This window comes from Segatella copri, from assembly GCF_009494395.1.
GTDB lineage: Bacteria > Bacteroidota > Bacteroidia > Bacteroidales > Bacteroidaceae > Prevotella.
Genome location: NZ_VZCB01000045.1, coordinates 17,295 through 33,777, shown reverse-complemented (window position 1 = coordinate 33,777; position 16,483 = coordinate 17,295). Strand labels below are relative to the sequence as shown.

Here is a 16,483-nt window from a genome sequence, read left to right as displayed (position 1 = left end):
TTTAATGCTAATAGGAATTTATTTTGTAACTTTGTACTTCGGACGGCCGTAATAACTAAATTCAGCTTTCCAAAAATCTAAAATAACAACCAATGGGAGATTTAATAAAAATAGTTGGGGTACAATATGCAGTAAATTCTACCCACGTAAAAGGTGAGGATATGACTGCACAAGAACAACAAAAAACAATTGAATTTCTGACCATGCTGGACAGGAAACACCCCTATATTTCAGTAAAACCCGAACCCACTAACGAAACTGATGAAGAAGCTTTTGTTGCGCGCTTTGCGAGTCGGAAGGCAGGCTATGTACGTAATAGAGAAAAATATAAATCATTGGCTCAGGCTGCATTGACAACCAGCGGACGGGGTTATTTCCGCGCTCAGGTTAAGGAGGTTATAATTTCTACAGAGGGCTATTTTTTTGTTGAAGCAGAAACTGATTCTACTCCAATTGTGCCCATCTTGCATAAAGATCATTGGAAAGAATGGGAGCCGCTCCTACCTATATTTCCTATGACAGAGGAGTTTTTATGCGTAGAAGATGCTGTGATGATGATGAAAGATATTCTGCAACATGAAACAGTTACTACTGATGACAAAGAAGAACTTCTGGAATACACAGAGACTTTAACAACAATGGGAAAATATGCTCTATGGTACGAAGCGAAGGAGGGAATAGAGAATATCATAAAAGCTATGGAAGCAAAAAAGGGCGACAAGATGCGCTATATGGCGAATGAACTAGAACACTTATTGACCGGTTTATGCAATGAGGGTCGCCTGAAGAAGCTTCGCGAAAGTTGGCTTCCCCATCTACTATCCACTCATGAAGCAGAAAGGGCATGGCATGATTGGCTGCACTTAAAGGGGGCCGACTGTCATAAACCAGATAATTTGAAAATGATGTCATGGTTGGAAGATTTAGAGACAGAACTTTCCAATATTCCGGCATTGGCTCCTTATTCCAATGATGATGAGGTTGCAATGCTGATACGTGCTCACTACACACGCATTCCATTGGATAAGTTTCGCCAATTGCTTACCGCTTTCGCGATTAGAGACCGTCTGCGCACTCATTTGGGGCTGCCGACAAACAGCTTTTCCCCTACCCCATCTCTATCAAGCCAGAAGGAAAACTACCTTATTGATACAATCATTAAGTACAGCCAAACTCTAGCCAGACGAGAAGATGTTGAGGTTTTGCAGAGATTCATCTACCACGAGATTTCATATTTACCCCCTGAATATAAACTTCGGGTTGACAATATGACTGAGCGTTTCCTTTCTGAAGAGGCAAGACAAGGTCTACAGATTAATGCCATCAAGGAACAGACGGAGGCTTTAAAAGAGGTAGCAAAGAAGCCTACGGTTCAGGCAGAGCACTATCACGCAGGAAGTTCTACGTTTGATGTTCATAGTAAGCATCTGCATCTTGACCACCCGGAAGAAGGGAATTCATCTCTGCTGCCAACAGAATTCTAGACATACTAAAATATTACAAGAATATTAAAAAAAAAAGGAAGAAATATGAGTAATAATTATTATGCAGGCAATGTTATTTACAACAACCAGCACAAAGAGCTGAATATCCATGGCAATCTGACTACACAACAGATGATGCAGATTGCAAAGGATTTTTTTGCTGAAGAAACAGAGGTGACGGGAGAGAATTACGAGGCAGAGGTGAGAGAAAAAGCTAATGAAGCCAATGAAGCTGCAGGAGAAGGATTTCAGAAGGAACTCTTCCATTTTGTGCATCCTGCACTGGAAGAAGATGAAGGATGGCAGGTGCATAGAGAAGTGGAGAGACTGGTAAAGCAATTTGACGTGCAGGAAATCTGCAAGAGACTAAACATACTGAAAAAGGAGGGCAAGGTGCTGCTGCCACAAAACACAAAAAATGCCCATGAAGAATTGATACGCATGGGTATGCCGATTGAGAAAGGAGGGTTCGGATACAAGACTTTCTGTAAATATTATAATAAGGACTAGAAGACGATAGCGACTGGTACTTTCCTGATAGAGACCGATACCTACTGATAGCGACCGATACTTGATTTTTGTTCAGGTATCGGTCGCTTTTTTGTACCCCTATGACAAAAATGCGATTATACGTAGAGAGAATATCAGAGAAAAACAGAGAACTTTGGAGAACTTTAGAGAACATCGGAGAAGGCCTTTTTGAAAAGCATTGATACCAGGGGTTTTCGCCTTATCTTTGCACCCGTCATCTGACAACAAGATGACTACCCATCAGGCGAGTTGCAAATCACGAAATGGGGAATGATGGTACTAGAAAAAGATGACGGGGATACCTCTTCGAACGTCATCGTACCAGAGAGGCTTATTTAATACTCAAATAAAAATGAATACAGTATTAAATGGCAATATGGACGAAAGTTCAAGTAAGAAAGAAAAGGGATTCTACCCCAACACAGAGTTGGGTATCGACCTCAAGTTGATAACCCGCAAGCCTGGACGCCTGGGCATTGGCGAGTATCTGGACGGAGCCATCACGCACGACGGAGAAGACCACTTCACATTCGTGCAAAACGACTCCGAGAAGAAGAATGAGAAGGTGGTGCAGAGAAATCCACACGTGTATGAAGGAACTTACATCAACGTGAACCGCAAGAATGACGGTACGCTCTACCCTACCTTCAACCGCAGACCTCAGTTCAAGAATTTTTTCACCTTCGAGGAATTCTGCCGAGGAGCCGCCAACGAGCTTCTCTGCATTTGCAGCAAGAGTGATAACAGATAACACGGAGTCTCACGTCTCAGTCTCAGTTAGGATAAATGTCACAATCCAACTTCGAACCCGCTTCTTAAGCATTTATAACTTATTGATTATTAATTAGTTATATATAACATATATAGAAAGCGAGACCACATGAAAAATAACTGAGACTCTGAGACTGAGACTGCGGCAATCAGAAAACAACATCAAGTTTTTAATTTAATTCTCTAAAAAGCAATGATTTACAACATTTTCAGCAATACCGCTCCGGCGATGCCCAAACCCTGCAAAGGCACAGAATTTGTGAAATTTGCCCTATCGCAGGCATCAAAAGACATGCGTGAAGTGCTCATTCCGATGGCAATTCCGGCTCTTGCCGCTCATCTCACGGATGTAAGATTCATGTATTCCGACAACAAATATTATGAAATGTGCGGCCAGATGGGGCATTTGATTGGTCCTTCGGGTATCGGAAAGGCACAATTGGGGCATTTGGTAGAGGCTATCATGCGCACTTTTCGCAAGCATGATGAGACTGAGTTCAAAAAACTCGTGGACTGGCAGCGACAGATGAAGACCAAGGGCGCCAACAAGGAAAAGCCCGAACGTCCGGACGTGAGTTTCTGGTTTCCACCAGCCGATGTCACCAATCCTGCCTTTATCCAGAATGCCATGGCGTGCGAAAAACTGGGCGAGCGCACGCAATACATCAATCTGCCCGAAGTTGAAATGGCGGATAGAATGTGTGGCGGCCATAAGCAGGTAAGCCAGATGGTAAGAAACATCTACGACCGTCAGCGTGCCGGAGCCCTGCGCGCCACGGCAGATGGCGTAACGGGCAATCCCGTGCTCAGGGTGAACCTCACCTTCACTTCTACCCCCGAGGCTGCCCGACAGTTCTACAAGAAAGACCTCACCAATGGTTTCTTCGGTCGTATCCCTTTCGCCTACAAGGCTCGTGGCGAGCGTAGTGGCAAGATTCCACGACAGGGAACGTATGATGCGGAATTTCTGAAGAAGATGGACAGCTATCTGCTGCGCCTGGACAACTGTAAGGGCAGTTTTGTGGTGAAGAAGCTCAACAAGGTGGCCGACCAGCTGGCAGAAGAAATGGCAAGGCTTGCCGATCTTGCCGATGATGACATGCTCTGGGAGCTTTCCCACCGCAGCATCTTTTCGGCATGGAAGAAGGGAGCCGTGCTATGGATTCTGAACGACCAGACGTGGACACGCTCCATCGGGGACTTCGTGGTATGGTTCTGCTATTATGACTTGTGGTCGAAAGTGAAGGTATTTGGCGACATGTTCAAGTGTGGCGATGTGCAGGAGGAGGTGCAGAAAACCGGTCCCAAGAATATGCTTGACCATCTGGAAGTATCATTCAACGAGCTACAGCTGGAGGCTCTCCGCTTGAGCCTTGGCAAGAGCAAGGAGGGCACCAAGCATCAGCTTAACGTATGGAAGAACCGCAAATTCATCACCTATTCTGCTCAGACGGGGCTTTATACGAAGACAAGAGAATATCTGACGGGAATGCCGGCGGGAAAGGATAAGGGATAAAGTAAAAAAATAGTTTTTATGGAGAAATATGAGATTCAAAAGCTCCGCGACCTGCCGATAGAGAGGGTTGCGGAGCAGATGGGGATAAAGGTGGAGCACCACAAGGCACTCTGCCCCTTTCATGATGACCATCACGCCAGCCTCTCGTTCAACACGAGGAAGAACAGCTGCCGCTGCTATGTCTGCATGGGTAATTCCGTGGGCACCATCGACCTTGTGATGAAATACCTGGGGAAGGATTTCCTCTCGGCCTGCCGATGGCTCGCCGAGGAGCATCAGGTTTACCTGGAGGATGACAGGAAGAGAGAGGGTTCAGCCTCTTCCCCTTCCTCCGAAGCCTCTTCTGCCAATGGTTCCTCTTCGGGAAAATCCTCCTCCTTTGATGCGAGCAGGTATGCGAGATTCTTTGAGCATCCGTGGCTGAACGAGGCGGCAAGGAGGTTCCTGTTCGAAGAGAGGAAGATTGACTGGCGAGTGGTGAATTGGTGCAGATTGACATCCTGGACGGATAGGGATGGTGTGAACTGGCTGCAGATTCCATACTTCAGCACGGAGGGAAAGCTGATTGGGATTCAGAACAGAAACCTCGATTACAGGAAGACGCCCACCCAGGCAAAGGGGGTGGCTGCGGAAAAAACGCCCACAGATTTCACAGATGACACAGATTCTCCTTCACATCAGGCGGAGGGTTCATTTCAGACGGAGGGTTCACATCAGACGGAGGGTTCACATCAGACGGAACCGATGGCTCCCCGATTCCGCTTTCCCTATGGTGCCCGATGCAGCATCTATAATCTTCCCGTGGTGAAGATGCTGAAGCCGGGCGAGAGGCTGTTTATTACGGAGGGATGCAGCGACTGCTGGGCGATGCTTTCTGCCGGACATAAGGCGATAGCCATTCCGTCGGCCACGCTTCTCAAACCCGAGGATAAGCAGCTGCTGGCTGATATCGAGCGGCAATATCAGGTGGAATTCCACATGTTTCCTGATCAGGATGCGCCCGGCGAAAGCCTCTTCCTGCAACTCAGGGAGATTCTCCCCCATCTGGTTCATCATCAGTTGCCCCCAGGCTGCAAGGATTTCAGCGAGTATTATCTGGAAAGCTTCTGCCCTTACTAGGGCGTGTAGGTAAAAACCGAGTTTAGTATTTTTTATGCAAATTGATTTTTTAATGTAAATTGAATTATGATGATAGATGATTTCAAGATTCGTATGTACACCAAGAAGGAACTTGCCCTGATGTACTTTCCCGAGAGTTATCCACGCACAGCCGTCAACCATCTGATGGCATGGATCCATCTCTGCACCCCGCTATGGAATGAACTCCTGGCGATGGGGTACCACAAGACCTGCAAGGCTTTCTCGCCCAAGCAGGTGAAGGCCATCGTGGAATACCTGGGGGAACCATAAAAATGTTCCGCTATCGCACGGCTTCACATGCCATCGCCCAACTGACTGTGGGGGATTTCGTATCTTTGCATCGTGATTCAGAAAGCGCTGGAAAATCACTTTCCTAGTTGGAGAAAAATATTTCTCCAGTTGGAAAAATGAAAAAAGGCATCTGGGAGATATTCCGGATAAGATTATCCCAAATGCATCAAGTTATCAACCTCGACTCCAAGCCCTGATACGAGTCCTTCTCTTTCTTCTTTCGAGAAGAAGACGGGAAGTTAATAGGGGGCAAGAGAAGCGTATGAACCCAAATATGAAGGCATTCATCAAGTATCTCATCGTGGCCGTATGCTCTGCCATCGTCACCTTCCTCACCAGCTCGTGTACCGCGGGTCTCGTGATCGGGAAGAACCAGAGGCAGCAGCAGGAGAACAATATCACCACGCGAGCCGACTCTTCGCACTTCGTGCCAACCATCACCATCAGGTGAAGATGGTTTGCAAAAACGCCGGAACGCCTAGGGGGGACCAGCGATGGAATCGCTGGGAACGGGGGCTAGAAGGGGGCTGGAAGGGGGCTACGAGCCTTGCGCTCCTTTTCTGGCTCGGCAAGAACGGGGGCTAGAAGAGGGCTGGAAGGGGGCTACGAGCCTTGCGCTCCTTTTCTGACTCGGCAAGAACGGGGGCTAGAAGGCGGGCTGGAAGGGGGCTAGATGGGCACGCCCTGAAAGGGGGGAAAGCTTTATAATTATTTTTTATCAATTTATTAACAATTTAAAATTCAAGAAGATTATGGCAATTAATTTGAAAGCAAAGGAAACCCTCATCCAGGTGGGTGAGTTGAAAGGTAAGTATCGTTACGTTCTCAGTACCGAGCTTTACAACAAGCTCCCGGAGAGCAAGGTTATCAAGGAGGCGGCTCTGAGAAGTGGCGTGAGCCGCGGCGTGATGCAGGCATGCTGGGATGCTGCCGGCGAAGTAATCAAGGCATGGTCTACCGAAGGACACTCCGTAGCCATCCCGGGGTTGGGAACCATGAGATTCGGCGTGCGAGCCAAGAGTGTGGCTACCGTGGGTGAGGTGGCAGGTAGCCTCATCACCACCCGCAGAGTTATCTTCACCCCAAACGTGGATATCAAGGATGAGCTGCAGAGAACTCCTATCCAGATTACCTGTATCGACCGAAACGGCAAGGTGGTGAAGAACGTTACTTCGGGCGATGGCGGCAACGTGGAAGACCCGGACAAGGATCCTAACGGCGGTGGAACCAACGGTGGCTCCGACAATACCGAAGGCGGCGGTTCAGGCAATACCGAAGGCGGCGGCTCAGGCAATACCGAAGGCGGTGGCACCAGCGGTGGAGACGCTGGCGGAGACGTAGGCCTGTAGTCCTACTACCAAGATAGAAAATCCCCAATCCTCGGGCTCATCGGGAGCACCAAGAGATTGGGGATTATCTTTTTCCAGCATTTCGCAAATGAGGGAATTGATTGAAGTAAAATCAATACGGGAACAGGAGCGGAAGCACGAAGGTCATCACCACGCCGATGATGATCTGCAACGGCAAACCTACCTTCACGTAGTCCATGAACGTATAGCCACCCGCCTTCATCACCAGCGCATTAGGCGGAGTGGAGAACGGAGAGGCAAAGCACATGCTGGCACCCAACGTTACCGCAAAGAGGAAGGAATAAGGACTCACGCCCACCTGCTGGGCTGCCACCAGGGCGATAGGAGCCATCAACACAGCCGTAGCGGTATTGCTGATAAACATCGTCATCAGAGAAGTTGTGAAGTAGATGCCTGCCAGCAGAGCCGTCGGTCCCATCGAGCCGAGACTGTCTACCAGCCCCTGCGAAACCAATGCCGAAGCTCCCGTCTTCTCAAGCGCCGTAGACATCGGCATCATGGCGGCAATCAGCACGATGCTCTCCCAGTTGATGGTCTTGTAGGCTGCTTCCACGTTGCGGAAGCATCCGGCAAAGACGGTAAGCAGTCCGGCGATGATGACCGCCGTAACCAGAGCCACGGGGATGAAGTCGAACACCATCATCGCTATCATCAAGAGCATGATGGCTGCAGCCACAGGCGCCTTGTAGTCCAGGAGCACCTTGTCTGCCGTCTTCTCCGGCTGATCCAGCACCACCCAGTTGGTGGTATCTGCCGTAAGATGAGCCAGATTGGTCCACTCTCCCTGCACCAGGAGCATATCGCCCACATGCAGCTTGGTGGCTATCAGATTGTCGGTAATATATTCCTTGCCCACCTTGCCGTCAGAAGAGCTTCCGCCACGCTTCACGCCCAGCACGTTGATGCCGAAGCGCTTGCGCAGGTTAGCATCTCCAATTCGCAATCCGGCAAAATTGGAAGTAGGCATTACTACTATCTCGGTCAGTCCCAGGTCGTAGAAATCAATCTTCACGTCCTTCATCTTCCTCAGGTCGTAATCCTGCGCAAACCGTTCAATCTTCTCCTCATCACCCATTATATATAAGGTGTCGTGCACGGCGATGGTGCTGCTGCTCTTCGCCATGTTCTGGTTGACGTCCTTCACGAGTCCCAGTCGCGATTTCTTCTCGTTTCTTATCTCGATGATACTCACGCCATATTTCTTCTGAATGCTGAGGTCCTTGAGGGTCTTGCCCACGATGTCCATCATCTGCCCATTCTCATCGATGGCTGCAGCCGTGCGCTTGCTTGGCACGATGTAGCGATGCAGGTTGTCGAGCAGCTGGTATTCGTCTACCAGGTCATCGAGCGACTTGCCGTTGTTTTTTTTCTTACCGTTCTGCTTCTTGCTGAGAAAGATTTTGCTCAGGGGCATGAGGACGATGATTCCGATGGCGATGACGATGATTCCCACTGGGAAGAAGGAGAAGAAAGCCAGCGGCTTGAATCCAGCCTCAGTAAGCACCTCGTCGATGACCAGGTTGGGCGGCGTACCGATGAGCGTGAGCATTCCGCCCAGGCTTCCGGCAAAGGCAAGGGGCATGAGGAATCGCGACGACTGCATTCCCGAACCCGCAGCCAGACTCATGATGATAGGCATCATCAGCGCCACGGTTCCGGTATTGCTCACGAAGGCTCCGATAAAGGAGGTTACGAGCATCACGAGGAGGAAGGTAACGGTTTCGTTGCCACGGGAGAGCGCCATCAGCTTATTGCCCGTCAGCTTGGCAAGGCCGGTCTGCATGATGGCTCCACCCACCACGAAGAGGCCTATCATCATGATGACGATGGGCGAAGAGAAGCCGGCAAGAGCTTCTGCCGGCGTCAGGATTCCGAGAACTAAAAGTGCTGCCAAGGCAGTAAGAGCCACAATATCAGCTCTCACTCTGCCCCATATAAACATGGCAACCGTAATGATTAATATAATAAGCGTTATTGTCATGCTATGAAAGAATTTAAAATGAATCTTCTGCAAAGATACTTACTTTTTATCGTTTTTTTTATCATTCTAATGCTAATATTTCTAAATTTATTGCAGATATTTCCAAAAAACTGCAATTAATCCATCAGTTTTCCTTACCTTTGCAATCCAGATAGACATACTGAACAATAGAATTAGAAGACTTAACAATACATTAATTTTTTTTAGATAATGGAACAAAACAAGGTTAAACCAGCTGATGGCAAGCTGGGTATCATGGTTGTAGGTTGTGGTGCAGTTTCTACTACATTCATGACTGGTGTATTTATGGCTCGCAAGGGACTTGCAAAGCCAGTTGGTTCAATGACTCAATACGATAAGATTCGCGTGGGCAAGGGTGCAGACAAGAAGTATCTTCACTACAAGGACATCGTGCCTATGGCAGATCTCAACGACATCGTATTCGGCACTTGGGATGTTTATCCTCAGAATGCTTACCAGGCTGCTATGTATGCCGAGGTTCTGAAGGAGAAGGACATCAACCCTGTGCGCGAGGAACTGGAGCAGGTGGTTCCAATGAAGGCTGCCTTCGACAAGAACTACGCCAAGCGTCTGGATGGAGACAACGTGAAGGACTGCAAGACCCGCTGGGAGATGGTGGAGGCTCTGCGCCAGGACATCCGCGACTTCAAGGAGAAGAACGGCTGCTCCCGCATCGTCGTAGCCTGGGCTGCTTCTACAGAAATCTACGTACCGGTAGATATGGAAATCCACGGCTCATTGGCAGCTCTCGAGGCTGCGATGAAGGCTGACGACCGCCAGCACATCGCTCCATCCATGTGCTACGCTTATGCAGCCCTTACCGAGGGTGCTCCTTTCATCATGGGTGCTCCTAACACAACGGTTGACATTCCTGCCATGTGGGAACTCGCTGAGAAGACTCACATGCCTATCGCAGGCAAGGACTTCAAGACTGGTCAGACTCTCGTGAAGAGTGGTTTTGCTCCTATCATCGGCACCCGCTGCCTCGGCTTGAACGGTTGGTTCTCTACCAACATTCTGGGCAACCGCGACGGTCTCGTTCTCGATGAGCCAGCCAACTTCCATACCAAGGAGGTGAGCAAGCTCTCTACCCTTGAGACTATCCTGAAGCCAGAAGTCCAGCCAGACCTCTACGGCCATGGCAACGATGAGGACACTCAGTATTATCACAAGGTTCGCATCAACTATTATCCTCCTCGCAACGACAACAAGGAGGGTTGGGACAACATCGACATCTTCGGCTGGATGGGTTATCCAATGCAGATCAAGATCAACTTCCTGTGCCGCGACTCCATCCTTGCCGCTCCATTGCTGCTCGACCTCTGCCTGTTGAGCGACCTTGCAGCCCGTGCGGGCCGTTACGGCATTCAGCGCTTCCTGAGCTTCTTCCTCAAGGCGCCAATGCACGATTACACCCAGGGTGAAGAGGCTGTGAACAACCTCTACCAGCAGTACACCATGCTGAAGAATGCCATCCGCGAGATGGGCGGTTATGAGGCAGACGAGGAAATCGACTAAAAATATTTTCCCCCGATATTTTTCCCGATAAAGACAAATCCAGTTCTTTATCGGGATTTTTTTCATCGGAAGAAAAACAGTACAGATTTATTATTTTTACAGACAGAACTTACGAAAGTTCAGCTGAAGAAAACCAAAAAGAAAGGAAAAACCTTGGATAATACGGAGATTTATGCTAACTTTGCAGGCAAATTAGATGGATGCAGATTTAATGCTAAAATAAACATTTCAAGTTTCACAAGTTCAGTAAACATTTTAACAAAGAATTTATGACAAAGAAAGGTAAACATACCGTTTTATTTATTTGCCTCGGCAACATTTGCCGTTCGCCAGCCGGTGAGGGCATCATGAAGAGCCTGGTAGAAAAGGCTGGACTGGCAGATGAATTAGAAATCGATTCTGCCGGAATCGGAAACTGGCACGTGGGGCAGCTGCCTGACAGCCGCATGAGGAAATGTGGCGCTGAACACGGATATAATTTCAACAGTCACGCCCGCCAGTTCCAGAAGTCAGATTTCGGAAGATTCGAAACCATCGTGGTGATGGATAATGAGAATTACCGTGCCATTACCTCCATGGCTTCCTGCCAGGCAGACAAGGACAAAGTGGTCCGGATGGCCGATTTCCTGACCCACCATCGCGAATACACCACCGTTCCCGACCCATATTATGGCGACATGGGCGATTTTGAACTGGTCATCACCCTATTGGAAGATGCCTGCCAGGGGTTGCTGCAAAGCATCATCGAGTAAAAAAGATACAACATATTAATCATACTATCATCTACAAAAAAAAGTCCTCCGGAAGTAAACATCGCATTACTTCCGAAGGATTTTTTTTATGATAGCATTTTTTAAAATAATATTTTTTATGATAGCATTTTTTCAAATGATAGAATCATAAAACACGATTGCAATCTTCTCGCTTCCCGGCAGATAAAGATAGCCTACGCATTCGGCTGCATCAGCCTTGAACGGACGCCATGAGAGCTTGCTCCAATTAATCTTGTCCGTGCTCTGAGCCACAGGAACCTGAGGAATCAAGCTGCCATCCTTGACCAGAATGATGCAAGGAAGAGGCTGGGAAACTGTTGCCGAGCCCGAAGCCTCAGCATAAGCCTTCACCTCCTGAGCCGTAGGGATGGAAATCTCCTGATAGCCACCCTCGTAAACCTTACCGCTCTGATAATCAATCCATTTACCCTTAGGCAAATAAACCGTACGGCTACTGCCCGACTCCAGGAGCGGAGCCACCAGCAGCTGGGAACCATACATGTACTCATCCTCTACCAGCCAGGCACCTGCATCATGCGGGAACTCAACGAAGAGCGCACGAACCATCGGCAAGCCCTTCTCCGAACAATCCTTAGCCTGCGCATAGACATAAGGCATCAGCTGATACTTCATCTCGGCATTGGCACGGAAAGCATCCGTAAAATCCTTGCTGATGAGCCATGGCTCGGTAGGAGGCGCACCATGAGCGCGGGTATGGGAACTCAGGAAACCGAACGGCAACCAGCGACGGTACAGATCGTCAGGACTCTGGGTTACAAAGCCACCCATATCATGACTCCAGAAAGAGAAACCGCTCAATCCGAAACTCAAGCCACCTCGCAAATCGCCCAGCATTCCTACGCTTCCAATCTCGTTGGTAGCCGCATCGCCACCCCAATGGAGCGGAAAACGCTGGCTTCCTGCCCACGCACTTCGTGCCCAGATTACGCCTTCATGGTCGGCAGAATTTGCCTTCACGGCTTCCCAGAGTGCCTTATTATAACGCAGAGGATAGAGATTGTGCTCATAGAAGCCCGTCTTGCCGCTGGCGTAAAGACCATCATAAGGAGCCGCCTCGCCAAAATCGCACTTGATGACGCCTACTCCCTGCTTGATGAGATGGGCTATCTTGTCCTGATACCAGCTTACGGTCTTCGGATTGCTCAGGTCGAGCACAGCATCCTCGTAATTGAGCGTTCCGTTGGCATTTCTTACCGCCATTCCGCCTTCAACCAATTCATGGAAGTAACGATTTTTCGGAGTGAAGTAAGGCAACTGCCACAAGCAGGTATGGAAGCCTTCCTTCTTCAGGGTCTTCAGCATTCCTACCGGGTCCTTGAAGCGGTCCTTGGCAAATTCATAGTCACATTGCCAGTCTACGCCAAACCATCCCGTGTCAAAATGAATCACGTCGGCAGGAATGCGGTTGGCTCTCAGCTGATGGGCAATCTCCAGTCCCTCTTTCTGCGAGAAGTAGGAAATGCGGCTCATCCAGGTACCGAAAGTCCAGAGAGGCAGCATCGGCGACTTGCCCGTCACATTGGTATATTTATCCAGAATCTCCTTTGGCTCTCCGAAGAAAACGAAGAAGTCCATCGTCTCATCGCCCATAAACAGGCGTTGTGCTCCGATGTAGCTGGCTCCGAAATCGGCAGTAGTAGGAGCCGAAGTATGCATAAATATTCCATATCCACGATTGGAGAAATAGAAAGGCACAGGCTTGTACATTCCGTCGGTTTCAGGTCCCTGCGGGTCTACCACGGAAATATTCACCTTCTGCCCCACCTTGTTGAGCGAGGTGAAACTCTCTCCGCAACCATAGATTCTCTCTCCCGGCGAAAGCATGAAGACGGGGTTGATGCTGCGCGAATTGTCGCTTCCGCGCTTGATGAAATTAAACGGCAGGAGTTTTACCTGCGTACTGTCGTTGTCGATTATATGTCGAGTTTGTGTAAGTATTTTTCCTTTCGCATCGCGAAGTATCAATCGGAACGGATACTTCTGGATTTCCAGCTCTCCATTTCCGTTTTTATAAATAATGCTTTGTGCCGACGCCGACGTGTTCCATCTACCCTTCCCCATGCGGGCGTTCCCGTTGCCGAAGTTGCCGGAGATAAACTCAGGCGAGAACATCGGGTCGTTGGCCTCGTCCATCTTAGGTTCGATAGGCGAAGTGAAGACGGTAACGCGCAGGGTTCGGTCGTCAATCTTCTGAATCCTGATTTTCAGGTTTGGATCGTTATCATACTGCGTGTCGGGGAAATCGAGCATCTTCATCCTGACCGGCCAATAACCGTTGAGGTTGAAAGCCTGTCGGGGTGCCAGCCGGTAACGCTTCCAGTTGAGCAGTCCTTCACCCTTGTCCAGGTCGAAGCCAGCGATGCTGTCAGCAAGGAAATAAGTATTTGCCAAATCGCTGAAATCGCCCGAAACATCGGGCGCCTGGCATTGTAAGTATTCTATGCCATTATTAGTTTTAAGCTGTGCCTGGCCTGCCATCGCTAGGCTCAGGGCACATAGGGTTAAAATTGATTTTCTCATGATTCAAAAGTTTTTTATTCTATAATTCCAAAGCCGCTTCCTTCAGGTCAACAGCCTTTGCCTGGAGCTTACCCTTGCCCTTCAATACCACCACGCACTTGCCGAAGAACGCCTTGCGATGAGGGTCGGTAAAACGCTCCAGAGAGGTCTGGCAACCATTATCCGTACCCAGAATCTGAGCATCGGAAGAGAAGAAAATCTGGTTCTCGGCATTCGGACAGAGATTTCCGTCCTTATCCACCACATTCACTTCTACGAAAGTTGTAGGTTCTGCTGAGCCATAAGCCAGATTGCCCTGATAGGTCTTCTTCAAGACGATGTGATGAGGAGCCCCCGCAGTCCTGATGGTCTGCTCGCCCACCAGCTTGCCGCCCTTTCTTGCCACCACCTTTACTTCGCCCGGCTGGAACTCAACTCGCCACATCACGTGATATTCCGTACTCTTCCGGAAGGCTTCACCCTCGTTCTTCTCACCATAGACGGTCTTCTTGCGAACACCCTGGCTCTTGCCGTTCACGAAGAGTTCCACCTCGTCTGCGTTGTTGTAATAGCACCACATGTCGATGGTCTGTCCCGGAATCCAGTTCCAATGAGGGAAGAGATGAAGCACGTTCTTCTGCGTCCACTCACTCTGATACATAAAATAAGTGTCCTTCGGGAGACCTGCCAGGTCTATGATTCCGAAGTAGCTGCTTCGTGCCGGATAAGCATAAGGAGTAGGTTCTCCTATATAATCGAAACCGGTCCAGATAAACTGTCCGCCCACGAAATCATTATGTTTCACCACATCCCATGTCTCCTCGTGCGTGCAGCTCCATGAAGCATGCATATTATCATAAGCCGAGCACTTGAAGGAAGGGTCGCAGTAAGGCAGCCACCACTCCTTAGGAGCCGAATAGATACTGTCACTAGGCATCATGTAAAAGCCGCGGGTCTGCAGGGCAGAGACACTCTCCGACATGATGAAAGGCTTGCCAGGGAAGTTCTTCGGAACATCCTTCACCCATTGATGATGGTAATTGAACCCAATCACGTCGATGGCTCCACTCTTGAAGAGATGGTTCTTCGGGTCAGGCTCATTACAGCCAGCCGTAACTGGTCGCGTTCCCCACGGATCATACTCCTTGACTATCTGGGCAAGGTGCTGGGTGAGGAGCGAATTCACGCTCAGCTCATCGCTATGCGCCAGCGTAGAAGCATCATGCCCTGCATTCAGAATCAGATTCGCCTGCTCCAGCGAAAGCGTATCTGCCGCAGCATCCGACCATTGCTCCAACACCTCGTTGCCGATGCTCCACATGATGATGCTAGGATGATTACGGTCGCGCTTCACCAGGTCAGAGAGGTCGCGCTTGTGCCATTCATCAAAGAATCGGGCGTAGTCGCCATTCGTTTTCTTGCGTCGCCACATGTCGAAACTCTCGTCCATGACGAGGATTCCCATCGAATCGCACATGTTGAGGAGTTCAGGAGCCGGAGGATTATGGCTGCTTCGGATGGCATTCACGCCCATGCTGCGCAGGATGGTGAGCTTGCGATGCATCGCATCCTCGTTTACGGCAGCACCCAGACAGCCGAAATCATGATGCTCGCAGACTCCATTCAGCTTGATATTCCTGCCATTGAGGAAAAATCCCTTTCTGGCATCAAACTTCACATCACGGAAGCCTGTAGTGGTTGTGGCTACATCTACCACCTTCCCATTTAGAACCAGCTCACTCTTGACGGTATAGAGATATCCCTTTCCGATGTCCCAGAGATGCGGATTCTTCACCTGCAGTTTCTGTTCCTGATCACCTTTACTCTTTGCTACAATCTTTCCTGCAGCATCATAGATGGTGTTACGGACAGAGAGTTTCATCCTGTTGCCGGAAGCTGCAAAATCCGTCTTCACCCTGACATCACCCTGAGGAGTGGTAGAAACATACTGTCCCCATTGAGGAATGTAAGCCTTCTTCATGGTCTTGGTGAGCCAGACGTGGCGATAGATTCCGCAGCCCGAATACCATCGGCTGTTAGGCTGGTCGCTATTATCCACCTTCACGGCAATCACATTATCACCCTTCCTATTAATATAAGGTGTAAGGTCGTACTCGAAAGTACTGTAGCCGTAAGGACGGGTTCCGAGCTGATGGCCGTTGATGTATACGGTAGAGTTCATGTAAACCCCATCGAAAGTGATGGTAAAGCGGTCGTACTTCTCATGAGGATTCACGGAGAAATGCTTCCTGTACCATCCTATTCCGCCTGGCAGAGCGCCTCCGCCGGCTCCCGAAGGATTGCCTGGAGAGAAATCGCCCTCTATCGCCCAGTCATGAGGCAGATTCAGGCTTCGCCAATGGGCGTCAGCATAATCCGCTTTCCACATTCCTGCAGAATCAGCCAGAGTGAAAAGCCAGCCCTTATCAAAAGACAGATGTTCGCGGGCACTCATCGGAAGAGCAAAAAGCCCGCTCATCAAGGCAACGCTAAATATTATTTTCTTATTCATTCTTTCCTATCAATATAAAAAAGTCCCGCAGACTGCACGGATTTTCACAGATTCA

The 16,483-nt window shown here is 49.2% G+C and carries 13 protein-coding genes; 10 read left to right on the top strand and 3 right to left on the bottom strand.

Annotation, left to right across the window (positions count from 1 at the left end):
* The first annotated feature begins 92 nt into the window (after nt 1–92).
* The 8 genes from F7D73_RS04775 (at nt 93) to F7D73_RS04740 (ending at nt 7,082) form a co-directional block, all read left to right on the top strand.
* Entirely contained in the window at nt 93–1,484 is a 1,392-nt protein-coding gene (locus F7D73_RS04775; protein ID WP_153122593.1) for a hypothetical protein, read from the top strand.
* A gap of 45 nt (nt 1,485–1,529) precedes the next feature.
* Complete coding sequence (locus F7D73_RS04770; RefSeq protein ID WP_153122591.1) at nt 1,530–1,994, top strand: hypothetical protein; 465 nt, start codon at nt 1,530–1,532, stop codon at nt 1,992–1,994.
* Nucleotides 1,995–2,367: 373 nt separating this feature from the next.
* Nucleotides 2,368–2,766, top strand: coding sequence for a hypothetical protein (locus F7D73_RS04765; RefSeq protein ID WP_153122589.1), 399 nt, complete (start codon nt 2,368–2,370; stop codon nt 2,764–2,766).
* A gap of 213 nt (nt 2,767–2,979) precedes the next feature.
* Nucleotides 2,980–4,302 carry a hypothetical protein gene (locus F7D73_RS04760; RefSeq protein WP_153122588.1) on the top strand — a complete coding sequence of 441 codons (1,323 nt, stop codon included), beginning with the start codon at nt 2,980–2,982 and terminating at the stop codon, nt 4,300–4,302.
* Nucleotides 4,303–4,320: 18 nt separating this feature from the next.
* Nucleotides 4,321–5,421 carry a CHC2 zinc finger domain-containing protein gene (locus F7D73_RS04755; RefSeq protein WP_153122586.1) on the top strand — a complete coding sequence of 367 codons (1,101 nt, stop codon included), beginning with the start codon at nt 4,321–4,323 and terminating at the stop codon, nt 5,419–5,421.
* 66 nt (nt 5,422–5,487) lie between these two features.
* Nucleotides 5,488–5,712, top strand: coding sequence for a DUF4248 domain-containing protein (locus tag F7D73_RS04750; protein WP_228117631.1), 225 nt, complete (start codon nt 5,488–5,490; stop codon nt 5,710–5,712).
* Nucleotides 5,713–5,995: 283 nt separating this feature from the next.
* Nucleotides 5,996–6,184, top strand: a complete 189-nt coding sequence (locus tag F7D73_RS04745) for a hypothetical protein (RefSeq protein WP_153122584.1) — start codon at nt 5,996–5,998, stop codon at nt 6,182–6,184.
* A 301-nt stretch (nt 6,185–6,485) separates the two neighbouring features.
* Entirely contained in the window at nt 6,486–7,082 is a 597-nt protein-coding gene (locus tag F7D73_RS04740; RefSeq protein WP_153122582.1) for a DNA-binding protein, read from the top strand.
* A 112-nt stretch (nt 7,083–7,194) separates the two neighbouring features.
* On the opposite strand, the gene F7D73_RS04735 is transcribed toward F7D73_RS04740, so the two are convergent.
* Nucleotides 7,195–9,084: an SLC13 family permease gene (locus tag F7D73_RS04735; RefSeq protein ID WP_153122580.1), complete on the bottom strand. Its 1,890-nt coding sequence runs from the start codon at nt 9,082–9,084 to the stop codon at nt 7,195–7,197.
* A gap of 210 nt (nt 9,085–9,294) precedes the next feature.
* Here F7D73_RS04735 and F7D73_RS04730 point away from each other — a divergent pair, with 210 nt between their 5' ends.
* Together F7D73_RS04730 and F7D73_RS04725 are read left to right on the top strand one after the other, a co-directional pair.
* The gene (locus F7D73_RS04730; RefSeq protein ID WP_153122579.1) at nt 9,295–10,623 is read left to right on the top strand and encodes an inositol-3-phosphate synthase; all 1,329 of its coding nucleotides are present in this window, start codon (nt 9,295–9,297) and stop codon (nt 10,621–10,623) included.
* A gap of 269 nt (nt 10,624–10,892) precedes the next feature.
* The gene (locus F7D73_RS04725; protein WP_153122577.1) at nt 10,893–11,375 is read left to right on the top strand and encodes a low molecular weight protein-tyrosine-phosphatase; all 483 of its coding nucleotides are present in this window, start codon (nt 10,893–10,895) and stop codon (nt 11,373–11,375) included.
* 132 nt (nt 11,376–11,507) lie between these two features.
* Here the strand turns inward: F7D73_RS04725 and F7D73_RS04720 are convergent, their stop codons facing one another.
* Entirely contained in the window at nt 11,508–13,937 is a 2,430-nt protein-coding gene (locus F7D73_RS04720; protein WP_153122575.1) for a TIM-barrel domain-containing protein, read from the bottom strand.
* Nucleotides 13,938–13,956: 19 nt separating this feature from the next.
* Nucleotides 13,957–16,428: a glycoside hydrolase family 2 TIM barrel-domain containing protein gene (locus F7D73_RS04715; protein WP_153122573.1), complete on the bottom strand. Its 2,472-nt coding sequence runs from the start codon at nt 16,426–16,428 to the stop codon at nt 13,957–13,959.
* Between the last annotated feature and the right edge of the window lie 55 nt (nt 16,429–16,483).

Coding starts and splice junctions, on each gene's coding strand:
- F7D73_RS04735 (WP_153122580.1), bottom strand. CDS start 9,084: ATGACAATAACGCTTATTATATTAATCATTACGGTTGCCATGTTTATA.
- F7D73_RS04750 (WP_228117631.1), top strand. CDS start 5,488: ATGATGATAGATGATTTCAAGATTCGTATGTACACCAAGAAGGAACTT.
- F7D73_RS04760 (WP_153122588.1), top strand. CDS start 2,980: ATGATTTACAACATTTTCAGCAATACCGCTCCGGCGATGCCCAAACCC.
- F7D73_RS04775 (WP_153122593.1), top strand. CDS start 93: ATGGGAGATTTAATAAAAATAGTTGGGGTACAATATGCAGTAAATTCT.
- F7D73_RS04765 (WP_153122589.1), top strand. CDS start 2,368: ATGAATACAGTATTAAATGGCAATATGGACGAAAGTTCAAGTAAGAAA.
- F7D73_RS04715 (WP_153122573.1), bottom strand. CDS start 16,428: ATGAATAAGAAAATAATATTTAGCGTTGCCTTGATGAGCGGGCTTTTT.
- F7D73_RS04770 (WP_153122591.1), top strand. CDS start 1,530: ATGAGTAATAATTATTATGCAGGCAATGTTATTTACAACAACCAGCAC.
- F7D73_RS04720 (WP_153122575.1), bottom strand. CDS start 13,937: ATGAGAAAATCAATTTTAACCCTATGTGCCCTGAGCCTAGCGATGGCA.
- F7D73_RS04755 (WP_153122586.1), top strand. CDS start 4,321: ATGGAGAAATATGAGATTCAAAAGCTCCGCGACCTGCCGATAGAGAGG.
- F7D73_RS04730 (WP_153122579.1), top strand. CDS start 9,295: ATGGAACAAAACAAGGTTAAACCAGCTGATGGCAAGCTGGGTATCATG.
- F7D73_RS04745 (WP_153122584.1), top strand. CDS start 5,996: ATGAACCCAAATATGAAGGCATTCATCAAGTATCTCATCGTGGCCGTA.
- F7D73_RS04740 (WP_153122582.1), top strand. CDS start 6,486: ATGGCAATTAATTTGAAAGCAAAGGAAACCCTCATCCAGGTGGGTGAG.
- F7D73_RS04725 (WP_153122577.1), top strand. CDS start 10,893: ATGACAAAGAAAGGTAAACATACCGTTTTATTTATTTGCCTCGGCAAC.